This is a genomic window from Flavobacterium faecale (assembly GCF_003076455.1).
GTDB lineage: Bacteria > Bacteroidota > Bacteroidia > Flavobacteriales > Flavobacteriaceae > Flavobacterium > Flavobacterium faecale.
Window position 1 is genome coordinate 771,104 of record NZ_CP020918.1, and the last position, 19,445, is coordinate 790,548.

Consider the following 19,445-nt stretch of genomic DNA (forward strand, 5'->3'; position numbering starts at 1 on the left):
AATATTATTTTCTTAAATAACAATTCAACTTTAATGTATTAGATATAAATACTTTATTTTTGAAGCATTATACCCCTTTATCATCATGAAGAAACATATCCTACTTGTATTACTTTTTGCAAACCAACTACTTTTGTTCGCTCAAACTCCATCCCCATGGACAAAAATAAACGCTAGTACTTCAGCCAAATCCAACGAAATAAACTCTAACGATAAGGTGGTTTTATATCAATTGAACCTTACTGACTTCAAGCAGACTTTGGGAGGTTTGACAAGCAAATCTACAAAGAGTACCATGGTAGTTGAGATTCCAAACATAGCAGGTGAAATTGAAAAATATGCAGTTTGGGAAGAGTCTAATTTTGAACCTGCTTTACAAGAAAAGTATCCTGATATAAAAGCTTATACAGGAAAAGGAATTAGTGATAAAAACGCAAGCATAAACATCAGTCTGTCTCCAAAAGGAATACAAACTATTGTACTTCGATCCAACAAAGAATCAGAATTCATAGAACGCTATGCTGAAGACCCTTCAAAATATACGGTGTTTCACAGCTCAACAAGAGAAGAAGGAACCTTACCTTTAAACTGTCAAACAGAAGACAAGGTAATCAACAACAATCTACTTTCATTATCTTCAAAAACAACCTCTAGCGCAAAGGTGTTCAAGACTATGAGACTTGCGCTATCTTGCACAGGTGAGTACGCCACCTATCATGGCGGCACTGTTGCAGGTGCGTTGGCCGCAATGAACGCTACACTGACTCGAGTAAATGCTGTATTTAATAGAGACTTAGCCGTAAAATTGCTGATTATAGCAAATAACGAACAAATAATTTATACCAATTCGGCCACAGACCCGTATTCCAGCGCAAATAATCTTGACAATTGGGGATTAGAATTGCAAAAAACATTAACGACCGTAATTGGAAATAGTGCTTATGATTTAGGTCACGTTTTTGGCGCTAGTGGTGGTGGCGGAAATGCAGGATGTATTGGATGCGTTTGCGACAATCCGATAAACTCAAGCTCTTTCGGAAAAGGGAGTGCGTACACCTCACCAGGTAACGGAAAACCTGAAGGGGATACCTTTGATATTGACTTTGTTGCACACGAATTTGGTCACCAATTGGGAGCTAATCACACTTTCTCTTATGAGACGGAAGGCACAGGAGTCAACATTGAACCTGGAAGCGGCTCCACCATTATGGGCTACGCAGGGGTAACTGGCAGCTATGACATACAAGACAACTCAGATGACTATTATTCTTTTGCAAGCATTTCTCAAATACAAAGTAACTTAACCACGAAAACATGTCCGGTGAGCACGCCAATTGCAAACGACCCACCAACAATCAACGCTGGAAGTGATTATACTATTCCCATTGGAACCCCATTTGTATTAAAAGGTACCGGAACAGATGCTGAAGGCGATACTATTACTTACACTTGGGAAGAAAACGACTCTGCAAATAGTGATGCAACGCAAGACAATAGCATTGCTGTATCTACAAAAACTAGCGGTCCTTTATTTAGGTCCATTTATCCAACGACTAGTCCAATACGCTATATGCCCAACCTGAGCAATGTATTAGCAAATAAATTAACTAGTAGCTGGGAATCTGTTCCAAACGTTGGACGTACATTGCATTTTGTACTTACTGGTCGTGACAATGCAGCACAAGGTACCGCGCAAACTAATAGTGACGAAACTACAATTACAGTAAACGGAAGTACCGGCCCTTTTACCGTTACCTCACAAAACACTGATAATGTAAGTTGGTTGCAAGGAACAAACGAAACGATTACATGGGACGTTAAGAACACTAACAACCTCACAGGTGCATCAAACGTAAACATTAAGTTATCGACTGATGGAGGTTTAATATTTGGCACTACATTGGCTGAGAACATAATCAATAGTGGCTCTGCAACCATTTTAGTACCCAACATAACACAAAAAAACTGCAAAATAAAGGTAGAACCTACCAATAATATTTTTTATGCTTTAAATAGCAAATCTTTTGCAATAGGATACTCCGTTGATTATGCTTGTAACAGTTACACATTTGAAGCTCCCTTCGCAATACCTGAAAAAACAGCCTATACCACCAAAACCATAACGGTACCTGCAACAACCACAACTATATCAGATGTAAACGTAAAAGCTAACTTTACACATGCCTATCTATCCGATTTGCAAATGGATATCGTGAGCCCAACGGGGACAACGGTAAAGCTATTCGAAAGAGGCTGTAGCGATTCTAGAGGAACCTTATCGTTAACTTTTGATGATTCGGGTAAAGAGATGGTCTGCGGACAAGCAACAGCACAAATTGTGACTCCGTATGAAAACCTATCCGCATTTGACAATGAAACTCCTGCAGGTACGTGGACTTTCAGAATCAGAGACGCTTTCCCAGATGATACAGGTACTCTCAATAGCGCCTCAATAGAACTTTGCACCAAAAGCTACACCCTGAGACAACCAAACTTTGGCTTGATCAATGTAGTAGTGTACAAAAACCCAAACAACGGAATATTTACTTTATACCTCGAAAGCGATAATGTTAACCCAATTGCTTTAAGCATAACAGATGTTGCAGGACGAACGATTTTGACAAAAGAATATAGCAAAACACTGGTTTTAAACGAAGAAGTCCAGATACCAAACGCACAATCAGGGCTATACTTTCTTTCGATCAAAAGCGGAAACAAAGAAGAGATTCATAAGGTCTTAGTAAAATAATCTAATTTTTATTTTCGAAATAAAAAAGTAACAGAAACTATCATCCTGCCTTAATCGAAAGATAAAGGCAGGATTTTTTTTCGAATAAAATGATCTATCCTGTAAAGACAAATTCAAAATATACTTAAAACACAAAGTGGAATTATCAGTTATCATATAAACAACAACTAAAAAACACATTATACCAAGTTAATTTCAAAATTAAAAAGAACCTAAAACCCCATTCAAAATCAGGCCAGCAGCCATACAATTTTAGGACGAAATAATTAATTGCTTCGCTAAGAAGATGTAGCAGGCGAACTCTTGATTTCATTCGCAATGGCAACAGCCATTCATTTACGCTCTTAATACCTTTTTAAAACACCAAAAAAAAAAGAGCTATCATTGCTGATAGCTCTTTTTGTATGTATTCTAAATTGTTTTAATCTGCCAAAACAATTATTTTATTGTCCGTCATTTCAATAGTCCCAGAAGATATTGCCAACGTGTATGTTTGGTTACTAACTTTAGTAAACAAATTTGCTGACTCCTTGCTAAATTCAAAACTATTAGCCGTAATACTTACGGTTCCTTGTTGAAGAATAGAAACTATTGGTGCGTGATTATTTAAGATTTGAAAACTTCCATCAACACCTGGTAAGGTAACTGAAGTCACTTCTCCTTTAAACAAAGACGCTTCTGGTGATACTATTTCTAAAATCATTTTCTTTAATTATGAGTTATAAGTTATGAGTTATAAGTACCGCTTGTACGGCAACCTATAACTCATAAATCATATTTATATTAAGCTTCTGCTAACATTTTTTCTCCAGCTTCGATAGCTTCTTCGATAGTACCTTTAAGGTTAAAAGCAGATTCTGGCAAGTGATCTAATTCACCGTCAATAATCATATTGAATCCTTTGATAGTATCTTTAATATCAACTAAAACACCTTTTAATCCTGTAAATTGCTCAGCAACGTGGAAAGGTTGAGATAAGAAACGTTGTACACGACGTGCTCTAGAAACCGCTAATTTATCTTCTTCAGATAATTCTTCCATACCTAGAATCGCAATAATATCTTGCAATTGTTTGTATTTTTGAAGAATCTCTTTTACTCTTTGTGCACAGTCATAGTGCTCATTTCCTAAGATATGTGGAGTCAAGATACGAGAAGTAGAATCCAATGGATCTACCGCTGGGTAAATACCTAACTCAGCAATTTTACGAGACAATACAGTAGTAGCATCTAAGTGAGCAAACGTTGTTGCTGGCGCCGGGTCAGTTAAATCATCCGCAGGTACGTATACCGCTTGTACAGATGTAATAGATCCTTTGTTTGTAGATGTAATACGCTCCTGCATAGCTCCCATCTCAGTTGCTAATGTTGGTTGGTACCCTACCGCAGATGGCATACGACCTAATAAAGCCGATACCTCTGATCCTGCTTGTGTAAAACGGAAGATATTATCAACGAAAAACAAAACGTCTTTTCCTTGATCAGTTCCTGCTCCATCACGGAAATATTCTGCAATAGACAATCCAGATAATGCTACACGAGCACGAGCTCCTGGAGGCTCATTCATTTGTCCGAAAACGAAAGTAGCTTTAGACTCTCTCATTCCTGGTAAATCTACTTTAGACAAATCCCATCCTCCATTTTCCATAGAGTGCATGAATTCATCACCGTATTTTATAATTCCTGACTCAAGCATCTCACGAAGCAAGTCATTTCCTTCACGTGTTCTTTCACCTACTCCTGCGAATACTGAAAGTCCACCGTGACCTTTTGCAATATTGTTAATCAACTCTTGGATCAATACTGTTTTACCAACACCTGCACCACCAAACAATCCAATTTTACCCCCTTTTGCGTAAGGCTCAATTAAATCGATTACTTTAATACCTGTGAATAAAACTTCTGACGAAGTCGACAAATCTTCAAATCTAGGGGCTTGACGGTGAATTGACATTCCGTTCTCACCTGTTTTAGGCAATTCTGGCAATCCGTCAATCGCATCTCCAACTACGTTAAACAAACGTCCGTAAACATCTGCTCCAATCGGCATTTGGATAGGATTTCCTGTTCCAACTACTTCATAACCTCTACTCAAACCATCTGTTGAGTCCATAGATACTGTACGAACAGTGTTTTCACCAATATGTGATTGTACTTCAAGAATTAACTTAGTACCATCTTTTTTTATGATCTCCAATGAGTCATAAATTTTCGGAAGTTCAACATCTTTACCGTTAAAAACAACATCGACTACTGGACCAATGATCTGGGCAACTTTTCCTATTACTTTTGACATTACTTATGTATTTATTAAATAGCTATTTAGGTTTATGAATACATGTACTCAAAATCAATCAAGTACCTGCTTTTTTCAAAGTGCAAAGATAATTTTTTAAAACAAAAAATCAACACATTTTTAAATAAAAAATATTCCTTTTTAAAAATTACCATCACACTGAGTATCAATATATAAAAAAACCACCATGGCAAATACGCATGGTGGCTTGTTTTACTCTATTTTATTTTGTTATAATGATTTTGGATATAAAATTCTATAATCTCCCAAATTCACTCCTTTAATATTTGAACCAAACTTACTATTAATCACTTCCAAAAACTTGTTTGCAATCAAGGCATACCCTCTAGGAGAAGGATGAACTCCATCTAAAGAAAATGAATTTCCTGTTACATAAGTCGACTTCATTGTAAACCCATCTGCAACAATACCAGTCGTATTTAATAGATCCATGATCGATTTTGTGTCTACAAGAGCCAAGCCATTTGCAGCGGCAGCAGCAGCAATTGTTACATTATAGGCATCTGTAGCTACTTTTACTTCAAGCACCTCAGTAGCTGTTAATACATGTTTGTCTTGCATAGGATAAGTAATACCAAACTTGTTCAATGGTGAGCTAGGTACCACACCAATACCTGAGTCCAAAGCTGTAGGTGCCGCACCAATTGCAGATTGCGAAGGCAAGGTAACAAAGTCTGCAGCAGTAGCTTGTCGTGCTTGACCAAAGATAGCACCATAAGCTGCAGCAGTTGCCGCTCCTAGAGATGGAGTAAATGCAGCTGTAAGCTGAGCAGACAAATTAGTCAATGACTCATCTTTTATCAATAATGGATTTGCAGCCGTGAGTGACAATAATTTTATTCTAGTCGGCGCACCAAACGCAGTCAAAGCAGATACCAATGGACCATACAGCTGAGTATTCAATGCTGTAATTGTCGCTAAACCTACCGCATCTGATCCTCCACCAAGTACTGACACCGTCAATGGATTGTAAGGCACAGTTGTAAAATAAGGCAATGTATTAACGTAAGGCAAATTTGCGATCACACCTTTTCTGCCACCAGCAACCAATTTGGTCACCATACTTTTATAAACAAAATCAAAAGTAGCAGGAGGTGTAATATCATCTCCATTCACCGCATCTTGAGAAGTTGGAACCCCACCATTTGTTGCATAACCCAAAACGTCGTTACCACCAATCCACAAACTAAAGAAGGTTGGATTTCTTGCCAAAGCATCTGAAACAACAGTTGCTCCCGCAGAAGATGCCATTCTAGTAAAATACGGATTACCCAAAGCACTACCATAACCCACAAAATCAAGATGAATTGCTTTGGCACCTGGAATTCCGTAATTATTAAACGATCCCGTTATTTTTGCTGAAATATCTGTCGTAGAAGTTCCGTCAACGGCAGTTGGTTTATTTCCTGGAGCCAAGTACAAACGTTTACCAAAACGAGTACTCTGCACACCACCTACTATAAAACCACCAATATTATCTTTCATTAAAGGATTTACAAATACTCCTCCACCCGCTAATGCAAATTGTTGCGATAAAATACTAGGATACCCAGATTTTTGACCTTCAATAAACAAAGCACTATCACTGAAACCTGCAGCAAAAGAATCCCCTAAAGCTACATAGGTAGAAAAATTTGCAGTTCCCGCCGTTACAGGACTACCATCAGTTGAATTGGCATCTGCAACAACAGCATCATCATTATTACATGCTACAAAAGCTAAAGAAGCCAATGCTAGCCATTTGAAATTTTTTATCATAATTTATATATGTATAAGTTCCCACATCATTACGATTGCATTTTGAGGGATAGATTTTTTATTAGTACTATCTAGGATTAAGTGTGAATGACAAGAAATATTGTTGACCAATTTGACCAGCACCTAATACTTGTGTATATTCTTTACCTGCAATATTCGAAGCCCCAAGTTTAATAGTTGAATGAATCTTAGGAATCGTGTAGTTTACTTGAGCATCAACAACAGTAGCCGATTTAATCGTACCATCAACCATAGTCGATTGCCATAAATACTCACTGTTCCATCTTCCACTAATATTGAAACCTACATTTCTGATAATTTTCTCGTTACCTAATGAAACTTTCACTCTATGTTTAGGCGTATTAAATCCAGCTTCGAAGCTTGGATCTTTTGCTTGATCGAAACCAAACTCAGCATAGTTATAATTAACACCCAATTCAAAATCAGCTATAACTTTCTTAGACAATCCTACTCCAAAACCAAAAGATTTGATCTCTACATTTGTATTTGTGTATAATTGAAAAACTCTAAAGTTACCATTTTGCAATGCATGTAAAGTTTGATAGATTGTATTCGAAGGGTCAGCTGCATTAGGAGCTAAGTTCACACTATTATTAACTGTACCATAGTACGGAGCAATAACGTTTAAACTCCCTAAGAAATCATTATAAATATTATAATATGAATTCAAATCAACAGAAACACCTTCAAAGTAAGAACGGTACCCAACTTCGAATGCTTTTACTGTTTCTGGTTTTACAAAATTAACATTTGTTTTGCGTAACAAAGCGGCGCCAGCAACAGGATTCGAACCAGCAATTGCACTAAATGCTGAAACAGAAGCTGCTGTATAAGAATTAAGGTATGCATTTTCACCTGTAAGTTGAACTGTAGTTCCTCCAGCAAATGTTTGACCTAGAGTGGTAGCAACAGTCTGTGTTTCTCTATATCTAAGTAAGTTATCTGGAGCAGATCCGATCAACACAGCACTACCAACATTAAACCCGATGTACTGATCTTGTGTTGTTGGATTTCTAAACCCTGTTTGAAACGAGGCTCTAAAATTGTGTTTTTTAGTTTCACCCGCAGAATACAATAATGATAATCTAGGAGAAAAGTTACCATCAAAGTTCTTAGATTTATCATAACGAAGAGAACCTGTAAACTTCAAACGATCATCCATCATCTTTTTCTGTACTTGCGTATACATACCGTACTCATTATAACTTATTGGTCCGTCAGCATCTGTATAGATACGCCCAAAGGAGTTTAACTCGTACAATCTATAAGAACCACCTACTTGCACTTCGGCAAATTTAATTGCATCTTTAAAATTGTAATTAACATCAGAATGATAAATTCTAGAGTTATCAACTAATTTAGATCCTTTAGTAACATCTGCTTCATCAATTACACTAGCAAAAGCATTATTAAACGCTGCCGTACCCGGTAAAAAACGACCTGTATCTGCAACCGACCTAGCGAAAGCATGTGCTTCTGCAGGAGTAGTCCCAACACCTGGAATCTGAGCAGTAGTTGCTTGGATATAAGCACCTGTATATTCTCCAAACCAAGTTTTATCATCTTTCCATTTACGGTTTATATTTAAACCTGTAAACAACATATCATACGAGTTACCTCCGTTTTCAGAAGTAGTATAACCACGGACAAAAAAGTTCTTTCCTTTGATCTCCAAACGATGTTGCTGCATTGCAAAATTATTCAAATAGTAACGGTTTGCTCCTTGATAGACAGCATTACCAAATCCAAATTTACTTTGCCAAATAACTTCTAAACGCTCATCACCCAATGGTCTGAAATGAAGAGAAAAGTCAACCTTAGTATTACCAGCTTTATTATCAGTCAAATCAGTTTCATTGTAACCCGTTCTACTTACATTAGTGTTTGGCAAAAGATTAACCGCACTAGCAGGAATCTTACCTAACAAAACTAAAGCTTCACCTACACCTTTCATATTTGTAGTAGCCTCGTCTCCGTATACGTTAATACCATCATAATTAGGATTACTTCTATCGCGACCAACAACCGTTTTGTCATCATAATTTGTAGCATACCAATCTGTCCCTTGCATATAGGTAAAGTTAAATTTGGCAGCAAAATGCTTGTCAAAAACATGTGCCATACGAATACCAAAATCGTAGAAATTGTTATTTCCTGCAGCCTTTTGACTTGTTTGACCATATTTAAAATAAGTAGTAATACCAGGACTCGTAAACGGACTTTTACTATTCATAAACAAGATACCGTTGAAGGCATTTGCTCCGTATAATGCAGAAGACGCACCAGGTAAAAGTTCAACACTTTGTACATCAATTTCAGAAATACCAATCATATTTCCCAGTACAAAGTTTAACAAAGGAGACGCATTATCCATACCATCTACCAATTGCATAAAACGAGTATTTGCCACAGAAGCAAATCCACGAGTGTTGATGGATTTGAAAGACAAACTACTAGTATTCATCTGAACCTCTTTCATATTTTCAATACCATCGTAAAAAGTTGCAGATGCGGTCTTTTTGATATCACTAATTCCCATTCTTTCAACGGTTACAGGAGATTCAAATATTTTCTCTGGAGTTCTTGATGCCGAAATAACGACTTCGTCAAGTTTATTATGCTCATCACTAAGCACAACTGTAATGTTCTGATTGTTTGAACTAACAGTCATTCTTTTATTTTCGAAACCAACACTTGAAAACTCTACTGTCCAAGGAAGTTTTTTATTCGATTTCAATACAAATTTTCCTTCACTATCTGTAACGGTACCTGAATTATCACCAATGACTTTTACGTTGACACCAAAAAGGGTCTCGTTATCACGCCCGGTAACTATCCCAGAAACCGAATTCTGAGCAAAACAAACTGTAGTAAAAAACAATACAGTTAATAGCAATTTTATTTTCATAGGTTTTGGTTTTTTAATTAACTAACTCTAAGTTACTACAAAAATCAGCGTTAACAAAAATAAATGTTAAAAAATAAAAATTCCGCAACCGAAAACCATAATTACAAAGGAATATCCAAACCTTTTCATTGAATAAATTCAGTATTTTTCGTTAAAATAAGCAAAACACTATGCGTGCATATAAAATTTTGGCAAAAAAATTTCACATATCATAAAAATAGCTATAAAAAAAAAGAGACTCCTTATTATAAAGGAATCTCTTAAGAATATTTGGATTTATCGGATATCTAATTACTTATTCAACCGTCACTGATTTTGCTAAATTACGTGGTTGATCAACGTTACAACCTCTAAGTACCGCAATATGATACGATAACAACTGCAAAGGTATTGTCGTAATTAATGGTGATAAAGCATCTGATGTTTCCGGAATTTCGATAACATAATCAGCCAACTTTCTAACCTCTGTATCTCCTTTAGTAACGATAGCAATTATTCGACCGCTTCTTGATTTAATTTCTTGGATATTACTTACGATTTTGTCATAATGCCCCTGAATAGGCGCTACCACAATTACAGGCATGTGCTCATCAATAAGCGCAATAGGACCGTGTTTCATTTCGGCAGCTGGATAACCTTCTGCATGAATATAAGATATCTCTTTTAACTTCAATGCACCTTCAAGAGCAACAGGGAAATTATACCCTCTACCCAAATACAAACAATTTGCAACATCTTTAAAGGTAGCTGCAATTTCTTCAGCAATATCATTTGTCTCCAAAGCTTCTTTAACTTTCTCTGGAATCAACTCTAACTCTAATAAATACCTATGAAAATCTGAATGTGACAAAGTACCTTTCGCCTTAGCAAGACGCAATGCAATCATTGTCAAAACAGTAATTTGTGTTGTAAACGCTTTCGTAGACGCTACACCAATCTCTGGACCAGCATGTGTGTAAGCACCAGCGTGAGACTCTCTTGAAATAGAAGAACCCACAACATTACATACTCCAAAAACAAAAGCACCCGCTTCTTTGGCCAATTTAATAGCCGCCATAGTATCTGCTGTTTCACCAGATTGTGAAATCGCAATAACAACATCATTACTATTTATAATTGGATTTCTATATCTAAACTCAGATGCATATTCAACCTCTACGTTTATACGAGCGAATTCTTCAAAAATATACTCTGCAACCAATCCTGCATGCCATGATGTACCGCAAGCTATTATGATAATTCTATTTGCATTCAAAAATTTCTCAAGATTATCTTCAATACCAGACATCTTAATGATCCCTTGAGCAGAATTCAATCTTCCTCTATAAGTATCTTTAATTACACTTGGTTGCTCATAAATCTCTTTAAGCATAAAATGATCGTAACCACCTTTTTCAATTTGCTCCAAATTCATTTGCAACTCTTGGATATAAGTATCCACAGGAGCATCAGTATTAATTTTTCTGATCTTCAAAGGCTTATCTCTCTTGATAATAGCTACTTCACCATCTTCTAGATATACTGCATTTGATGTGTACTCAATAAAAGGTGAAGCATCAGAAGCAATAAAATACTCACCTTCTCCTACTCCAATAGCCAAAGGGCTACCCAAACGAGCAGCTACAATTTCGTCTGGTTTTTTAGTATCAAAAACAGCAATTGCATAAGCACCAACTACTTGATTCAATGCAAGCTGAACCGCTTTACCTAATTTTATTTTCTCGTTTTTTTGAATTTCTTCAATCAAATTAACCAAGACTTCTGTATCTGTATCAGACTGAAAAGTATAACCTCTCTTCATCAACTCCTCTTTCAAAGGCGCATAATTCTCAATAATACCGTTATGGATAATAACCAAGTTACCAGAATTTGACACATGTGGATGCGAATTTACATCATTAGGTACACCATGTGTAGCCCAACGTGTGTGCCCGATACCAATTGACCCAGCATTATTACCTTGATCTGCTTTTGCCTTAAGATCAGCTACTTTCCCTTTTGTTTTACAAACAGTTATATCAGTACCGTCGTAAGTCATTACACCTGCACTATCATAACCTCTATACTCCAAACGTTGTAATCCCTTAATAACAATTGGGTACGCTTCTCTATGTCCTATATATCCAACAATTCCACACATATATTTTGATTAATTTGGTTTGGTGTAATAAATCTCTAACTTTAATTTGTTCTTGTCTGCAACGCCAGATGTACCTCCGTATAAAATAGTACCCAAAGGATTCATAACAGATGCTTTTGGAACTTTGGTAATAGTAGTTGCCGTTTTCAGATTCGCATTTGAAATATTCAAAATATCTTCGGTAACTACCAAACCTAATTTTACATTAGTTGAGTCTTTATTGATTAAGTTTCGAATATGATTTGTAATTCGAAATTTATAATAATAGCCTTCATCAGTTCCTTTGGTCAAAGAACCTCCGTAAATGGTTTTTCCTGCTTTCGATGATGCTGTTGTACCATCACTGTAATCAACTAATGGTCTATTATTTGTCAAATCATATAAATACAACCTTTGAGGCTGCGGATTGACTGTAGTTGTAAGCGAAGTTTTATCTACATGAAATATTAAATTAGCCTCATTAATCAACCATCCTTTGGTTTTTATCGCTGCTAAATCTCCCTTTTCAAAAAGCTTTACTACTGACATTGATCCTTCACCACCTTTTACATACAACTTAGAGTCTCCTACTACCGTATTAATATTTCCGCTAGAAGTAGCGGCAGCATAAGCTGGTTTTGTATCCGATTGTTGTAACAAACTAACTTTTTGACCTATTAAATTAAGCGCCATAGTTTTGAGTTCATCTCTAGCAGTATCTACACCATCCTTATAGGTGATAGTAATAACTCCCTTTGAAAAATCCATCATAGCCATATTGGTCGGACTAGATCCTGATTTTTCAACTTGAAAATACAAACCCTTAAAATATTCTGTAAATACATCATTCGATATCAATTTGCCAGAGGCAACTGCATCAATTATTGCCGATTGAAAAACTGTCTTATTCAAAGTAAGTCGCATCTCTGGAGCGGTATAAACTGCAGCAGAAACATTTGCCACTGCGGGAACAACAAAGCCAGCTTTATCAAAGAAAAAAGCATCATTTTGAGTTGCATCAGCGCTATCATTCAATCTAGCCCCTACAGTAGCAGTGCTAAATAATGAATTTTGATCCGTAAAATAATTTTGCGTTCCTGCAAAATTATCAATTGGACCAAGAAATCTCAAATAATATCCAGAGCGAAAAACACTTAATTTCATTTTACCCTCCGCATTACCATAAATAGAATCCAAAACATACGTTCTTTTTCCTTCTGCATCGGTAACGGTTTGTGTATTGTCTATAAAATACGGAATAGTCAAAACAACACTTTCTACTTGTGGATTCACTCCTAAAGTTGGATTTGCAACAGCAAGAGATACTTGTGTAGCAAAGTTGGCCGTTGTTGTTCCAAAATCAGAGTTCTCATAGATTCCAAAAGGACTAACTGTTTGATTATTGGATTGGACTGCATCAATTTTTTGATTGTATGCTACAACCTCAGAGTTGTATACATCAAAATCAAAGTGATTACCGCCTATCAAGTCACTACCTATAGAATTATAATCTTTGTCACAAGAACAAAAGAAAACAACAGTACAAATTAAAATGACTTTTGTAAAAAAAGAACTATTATACATATTATAAACTGAAATTAATTATAAATTTTCGCTGTTATAAAAGTTGCTATATGCTTCTGCAAATGCATCTTTAGGAACGAAAGGTAAAAAAGCTTTACCTGAAGACTCTATAAATTTTGTTAAACTTGCAGAAACACTCTCCGAAGCAATTATCACTCCATCAGAATGATTTACCGCTGCTTTGATTATTCCTTCATAATCTGGCGTTATCAAATCTGATATTGCTTCTTCTGGAATACCGTCTAACTTCACTTTGTTTATCATTTCTGGATCCAGACTACCTTCAAAAGATTGTCCATAAACAGAGGTGATTATTTTTGTCTCAGAAAACAAGGCTTCATTTTTATAATAATGCTTCATGTATACAGGCAGCATTGCAGCCATCCATCCATGTACGTGAATAATATCTGGAACCCAGTTCAATTTTTTGACTGTTTCAACTACACCTTTTGCAAAAAATATAGCGCGCTCATCGTTATCTGGATACATCAAACCATCTTCGTCAGCAAAAGTTGCTTTTCTTTTAAAATATTCGTCGTTATCTATAAAATATACCTGAATTCTTTCTTTTGGGATAGAAGCAACCTTAATAATCAACGGCATATCTAAGTCATTAACCACTAAATTCATCCCCGAAAGACGAATCACCTCATGCAGTTGGTGTCTTCTCTCGTTAATATTTCCATATCTCGGCATAAAAATCCTGATCTGCCCTCCTTGATCATTTACCATCTTTGGAACGTCATAAGACATCAAAGAAACTTCATTTTCAGCAAGATAAGGCACCACTTCAGATGATACATATAATATCCTCTTGTCTTTCATATTGTAATTTGCTTAATTTATTTGGAATAAAAACCATGCAAAATTACGAAATTTTATGCAGTTATTGTCTAAAATATTATGTTTGCATTTAATTTTAATAAAATAGCCATGCCCATTTTCTACGGAAAAGTCGCTTTGATGACTTTTTTAAAGTCTTTCAATACCCAAAATAAAACAATTGGCTTTGTACCAACTATGGGCGCACTGCACCAAGGACACATATCTTTGATGCAACAGTCACTGAACGAAAATGATGTGACTGTGGTAAGCATTTTTGTCAATCCAACCCAGTTTAACAACCCCGAAGACCTTTTAAAATACCCAAGAACAATCGAACTGGACACCGAAAAAATATACGGATTAAATTCAGACATCGCAATTTTCGCACCTACCGTAGACGATATATACGAAGGCGAAGTGCTATCACAAAGCTTTGATTTTGACGGACTCGAAAATCAAATGGAAGGTAAATTTAGACCCGGACATTTTGATGGAGTAGGAACAATTGTTAAACGATTATTCGAAATTGTTACACCAAACAACGCTTACTTTGGCGAAAAAGATTTTCAGCAATTACAGATTGTCAAGAAAATGACGCAAAAAAATCAATTACCTGTAACCATTGTTGGTTGTCCTATTTACCGTGAGGAGAACGGCTTAGCCATGAGTTCGCGTAACGAAAGATTAACAACAGAGCAAAGGGAGCAAGCGAGTTTAATTTACAAAACTATCACCCAAGCCAAAGAGCTCTTCCAAACAAAAAGCGCTGAAGAAGTTACTAAGTGGGTCGAAAGTATTTTCGAAAACAATGACACTTTCGAACTAGAATATTTTCAAATTGCAGACGAAGCAACACTTCTACCATGTATCGAAAAATCAGAAAATAATAATTATCGTGCATTTATAGCTGTATTTGTTAATAATATACGTTTGATTGATACGATATCACTAAAATAACATATTTTTGTACCATGCAAATTCAAGTTTTAAAATCAAAAATTCATCGCGTAAAGGTTACTGGTGCCGATCTTAATTACATTGGCAGTATCACCATAGATGAAACACTACTCGAAGCTTCAAATATAATTGAAGGCGAAAAAGTAGCTATCGTAAATATCAATAACGGAGAGCGTTTTGAAACCTACGCTATCAAAGGCGAAAGAAATTCAGGTGAAATCACGCTGAACGGTCCTGCTGCTCGAAAAGTACAAAAAGGTGACATCGTAATCATCATAGCCTACGCTACCTTAGAATTTGAGGAAGCAAAAACGTTCAAACCATGGATTATTTTTCCAAATGAAAATGACAATACGCTAACGTAAAATTTAGCCGTATCCCCCAATAAACAAAGGAGCTAGTTGTAAAAAACGAGCTCCTTTTTTGCATTCTATTTAAACTAGCTCGCCTTTCCCCTTCTTCAAATTTGTTTATTTAGTTCAACATTATCCTTCCCAATTTTTTTGAACCGCAAAGCTCCCAAAAATCATATTCTCTTAAATACATGCGGTTATGCTTCACGACAAACCGACAAAAATCGGCATACTAACACCAAAGGTTAAAAAAGATTAAATACCGATTTGCCCCTATGAAATGGTATAATTTTACGCTATTTTTGAAAGCTAAAATAATGATCTAAATTCAAGCTATGGCCAAAGTAAAAACTACTTTTTTTTGTCAAAATTGCGGAGCACAATATGCCAAATGGCAAGGACAATGTAATTCGTGCAAAGAATGGAACACCATAGCCGAAGAAATCATTGAAAAACAAGATAAAGTTGCATGGAAAAGCGAATCGACGCCTACCAACAGAGCTTCGAAACCACTTAAAATAACCGAAATTGATTCGACTCAAGAAGTTCGAATGAATACCAAAGATGCCGAACTGAATCGTGTTCTTGGCGGTGGACTCGTTCCTGGATCATTAACATTATTAGGCGGAGAACCTGGAATTGGAAAAAGTACTTTGCTATTGCAAATTTCATTAAAACTACCATACAAAACGCTATACGTATCGGGTGAAGAAAGTCAAAAGCAAATAAAAATGCGAGCAGAACGTATCACCGATGCGAGTGATAACTGCTACATATTGACCGAAACAAAAACGCAAAACATCTTCAAACAAATTGAAGCCATTGCGCCCGAAATTGTTATTATTGACTCCATACAAACCTTACATACCGATTACATAGAATCTACAGCCGGTAGTATTTCTCAAATTAGAGAAACCACTGCCGAATTGATTAAATTTGCAAAAGAATCTAATATTCCTGTGATCTTAATTGGTCATATTACAAAGGATGGAAATATAGCCGGGCCAAAAATCCTAGAGCACATGGTAGATACGGTTCTTCAATTTGAAGGTGACCGTAATCATGTGTACCGCATTTTGCGTTCGTTAAAAAACCGTTTTGGCTCTACTGCCGAAATTGGAATCTATGAAATGCTTGGTAGCGGACTTCGCGAGGTGTCAAACCCATCAGAAATTTTGATTTCGCACAAAGACGAAGAATTATCAGGAACAGCCATTGCTACAACACTCGAAGGCATGCGACCGCTGATGATCGAAATACAATCACTTGTAAGTACAGCGGTTTATGGAACACCTCAACGCAGCACAACAGGCTATAATGCAAAAAGACTAAACATGATTTTGGCTGTTCTTGAAAAAAGAGCAGGCTTCAGACTAGGTGCAAAAGATGTCTTTTTAAACGTTACCGGCGGAATATCTGTAGACGATCCTGCGATTGATTTGGCGGTTGTTGCCGCTATTTTATCATCAAATGAAGACATTGCGGTGAACAAAGGATTTTGTTTTGCAGGTGAAGTTGGTTTATCCGGAGAAATTAGACCGGTAAACCGCGTAGACCAACGTATACAAGAAGCTGAGAAGCTAGGATTTTCGACCATATTTGTATCGAAATACAATAAGATAGCGCTAAAAAATGCTGGTATTAAAATTGAATTAGTAGCCAAGATTGAAGATGTGGCTAGTATGCTTTTTGGATAACCCCTTACTACATCATGAGAACAACCAAGCAAAAAATATTTTTCGGCTTAAAGATTACTGCTGCTATCCTTGTATTGCTCATACTAGGACTTTTCAGTTTTAGAAATAGTTTACTCGAACAAATTTTAGCCAAAAGTACTGCTAAAGCCGCAACGGAGTACGACTGCGATTTTACGATTCAAAGTGCAGCCTTTGAAGGACTATCGGGTGTGAATTTCACCAATATTACTTTGGTACCAAAAAAAGCAGACACTATTTTCCGAATCGAGAAGATGAAAACTAGTGTCAATTTGATGCAATTATTCTTGGGCGATTTACAACTTGGAACACTTAAAATTCAAAATGGCTATGTGCAATTGACCAAAAAAGGTAAAGTAAGAAACTTTGAAGCCTTCTTGAAAAAAGATGAAGAAGACGTAACTACAGGAGACGAAAAAAAAGATTATGCAGCTTATGCGTATCGCATCATCAGCAAAGTTTTGAATTTGGTACCTACAGATATGAATGTTGAAAATTTAGTTTTCAAACTGAATGACAATGGTAGAAAAGCAACCATAAACATCCAAAGACTGTCTTTGATTAATGAAAAAATTGAAACCATTATCAATGTAAAAACCAATACTTTTATCCAGAATTGGCGTATAAAAGGAACAGCGAACCCTAGAGCAAAAACAGCCGATATCCGATTTTTTAATGTTGATTCAGGTGCCATCAAACTACCTTATTTTGACGAACGTTACCATTTGATATCGAGTTTTGACTCTATTCGTGTAAACATCCAAAACATATCCAAAAGCAGTGGTGAATTGCATTTTGATGGATTTGCTTCGATTACTAATTTAAAAATAAACCATCCTAAAATAGCCAACAAAGATGTCGTTATTAAAAACGCCAAATTTGATTACCGTTTTCTACTTGGATCAGATTTCATATCGGTAGATAGCAGTTCGACCGTGCAATTGAACAAATTAAAACTTCATCCTTATTTATCTTATGAAACCGAAAAGGACACACTATACAAATTAAAAGTAGTGATCCCGAAGATGAAGGCACAGGATTTTATCACTTCCTTACCAGACGGCTTGTTTTCTCACTTTCAAGGAATGGAAGCAACCGGATTTTTTAGTTATAATTTAAATTTTAAATTTAACAAAGACAAACCCAACCAATTGGTATTTGACAGTAATTTGAAGAAAGAGAACCTTCGAATCACCAAGTATGGAGAAGCAAACCTCAACAAAATAAATAGCGAATTTGTGTATCGAGCCATTATAAAAGATGTGCTTCAACGTCCTATTTTGGTAGGAGCTTCAAACCCAAACTTTACGCCGTTAGATCAAATTTCGCCTTATTTACAAAAATGTGTCTTAACCTCTGAAGATCCATCGTTTTTTACACACCGAGGTTTTATCAATGAAGCTTTCAAGCAATCAATTGTAAAAAATATTCGAACCAAAAAATTCTCACGTGGTGCCAGTACCATCAGTATGCAACTGATAAAAAATGTTTTTTTGACCCGCGAAAAAACATTATCAAGAAAATTAGAAGAAATTTTATTGGTTTATTTATTAGAAAACAACCGCATTTCGAGTAAAGAACGTATGCTCGAAGTCTATTTTAATATTATCGAATGGGGTCCAGATGTTTACGGAATTGGCGAGGCTAGTCAATATTATTTTCAAAAGAAACCTATTGATTTAACGCTTAACGAATGTTTGTATTTGGCACGAATTATTCCGAGTCCTAGTAAATTTATGTATCAATTTGATACCGATGGTAATTTGAAAGAAAGTTCTAAAAAAGTAGAAAGCTTTTTGACCAACATAATGATTAAACGAGGACTTTTGAGCATTGACGATACCATTTACAAAACACAACCAGTGCTTATTTCGGGTGCTGCTCGTTCGTTACTAAAGATTATTCCGCGAGACACCATCAAAATAGATTCTCTTATCATTCCGAAATTAACACCGATGCCGGTAATTACAACTAAAAAATAACCGAGTCTTCTATTTAATTAGGATTCTAATCCGATTCTATTGCTTCGCCTGTTTTCACTTCTGGTTCGGATTAACATAGTCCAACTGCATTGTACTGTTATCAAATTGAATCGGCATAATATCAGAAGGTCTTACACAAAATATATCCAATTGGTATA

The 19,445-nt window shown here is 36.0% G+C and carries 12 protein-coding genes; 5 read left to right on the forward strand and 7 right to left on the reverse strand.

Translation table 11 applies throughout. The features are described from left to right. Positions 1 to 85 precede the first annotated feature (85 nt). On the forward strand, positions 86 to 2,749 hold the full coding sequence (locus tag FFWV33_RS03365; RefSeq protein WP_108739601.1) for a reprolysin-like metallopeptidase: 2,664 nt from the start codon (positions 86 to 88) through the stop codon (positions 2,747 to 2,749). A gap of 421 nt (positions 2,750 to 3,170) precedes the next feature. Here FFWV33_RS03365 and FFWV33_RS03370 read toward each other — a convergent pair whose 3' ends face one another. The 7 genes from FFWV33_RS03370 to FFWV33_RS03400 form a co-directional block, all read right to left on the reverse strand. Then, positions 3,171 to 3,452, reverse strand: a complete 282-nt coding sequence (locus FFWV33_RS03370) for a F0F1 ATP synthase subunit delta/epsilon (RefSeq protein WP_108739602.1) — start codon at positions 3,450 to 3,452, stop codon at positions 3,171 to 3,173. A gap of 80 nt (positions 3,453 to 3,532) precedes the next feature. After that, positions 3,533 to 5,044 carry a F0F1 ATP synthase subunit beta gene (gene atpD, locus FFWV33_RS03375; RefSeq protein WP_108739603.1) on the reverse strand — a complete coding sequence of 504 codons (1,512 nt, stop codon included), beginning with the start codon at positions 5,042 to 5,044 and terminating at the stop codon, positions 3,533 to 3,535. Positions 5,045 to 5,275: 231 nt separating this feature from the next. Further along, the gene (locus tag FFWV33_RS03380) at positions 5,276 to 6,823 is read right to left on the reverse strand and encodes an SGNH/GDSL hydrolase family protein (RefSeq protein ID WP_108739604.1); all 1,548 of its coding nucleotides are present in this window, start codon (positions 6,821 to 6,823) and stop codon (positions 5,276 to 5,278) included. Between the two features lie 67 nt (positions 6,824 to 6,890). Then, complete coding sequence (locus FFWV33_RS03385; RefSeq protein ID WP_108739605.1) at positions 6,891 to 9,752, reverse strand: TonB-dependent receptor; 2,862 nt, start codon at positions 9,750 to 9,752, stop codon at positions 6,891 to 6,893. A gap of 295 nt (positions 9,753 to 10,047) precedes the next feature. Next, a complete protein-coding gene (gene glmS, locus FFWV33_RS03390; RefSeq protein WP_108739606.1) occupies positions 10,048 to 11,892 on the reverse strand; it encodes a glutamine--fructose-6-phosphate transaminase (isomerizing) in 1,845 nt (614 codons plus the stop codon). A 9-nt stretch (positions 11,893 to 11,901) separates the two neighbouring features. After that, positions 11,902 to 13,455, reverse strand: a complete 1,554-nt coding sequence (gene bamH / locus FFWV33_RS03395) for a BamH family beta-barrel-assembly machinery protein (RefSeq protein ID WP_108739607.1) — start codon at positions 13,453 to 13,455, stop codon at positions 11,902 to 11,904. Positions 13,456 to 13,473: 18 nt separating this feature from the next. Then, positions 13,474 to 14,280, reverse strand: coding sequence for a glycogen/starch synthase (locus FFWV33_RS03400; RefSeq protein WP_108739608.1), 807 nt, complete (start codon positions 14,278 to 14,280; stop codon positions 13,474 to 13,476). A gap of 78 nt (positions 14,281 to 14,358) precedes the next feature. On the opposite strand from FFWV33_RS03400, the gene panC reads away from it, so the two are divergent. From panC to FFWV33_RS03420, 4 genes are all read left to right on the forward strand, one after another. Then, the gene (panC, locus tag FFWV33_RS03405; protein ID WP_108739609.1) at positions 14,359 to 15,237 is read left to right on the forward strand and encodes a pantoate--beta-alanine ligase; all 879 of its coding nucleotides are present in this window, start codon (positions 14,359 to 14,361) and stop codon (positions 15,235 to 15,237) included. Positions 15,238 to 15,251: 14 nt separating this feature from the next. Beyond that, entirely contained in the window at positions 15,252 to 15,602 is a 351-nt protein-coding gene (panD, locus tag FFWV33_RS03410; protein WP_108739610.1) for an aspartate 1-decarboxylase, read from the forward strand. A 323-nt stretch (positions 15,603 to 15,925) separates the two neighbouring features. Further along, positions 15,926 to 17,287: a DNA repair protein RadA gene (gene radA, locus FFWV33_RS03415; protein ID WP_108739611.1), complete on the forward strand. Its 1,362-nt coding sequence runs from the start codon at positions 15,926 to 15,928 to the stop codon at positions 17,285 to 17,287. 14 nt (positions 17,288 to 17,301) lie between these two features. Continuing rightward, positions 17,302 to 19,287: a transglycosylase domain-containing protein gene (locus FFWV33_RS03420; protein WP_108739612.1), complete on the forward strand. Its 1,986-nt coding sequence runs from the start codon at positions 17,302 to 17,304 to the stop codon at positions 19,285 to 19,287. Positions 19,288 to 19,445 lie beyond the last annotated feature (158 nt).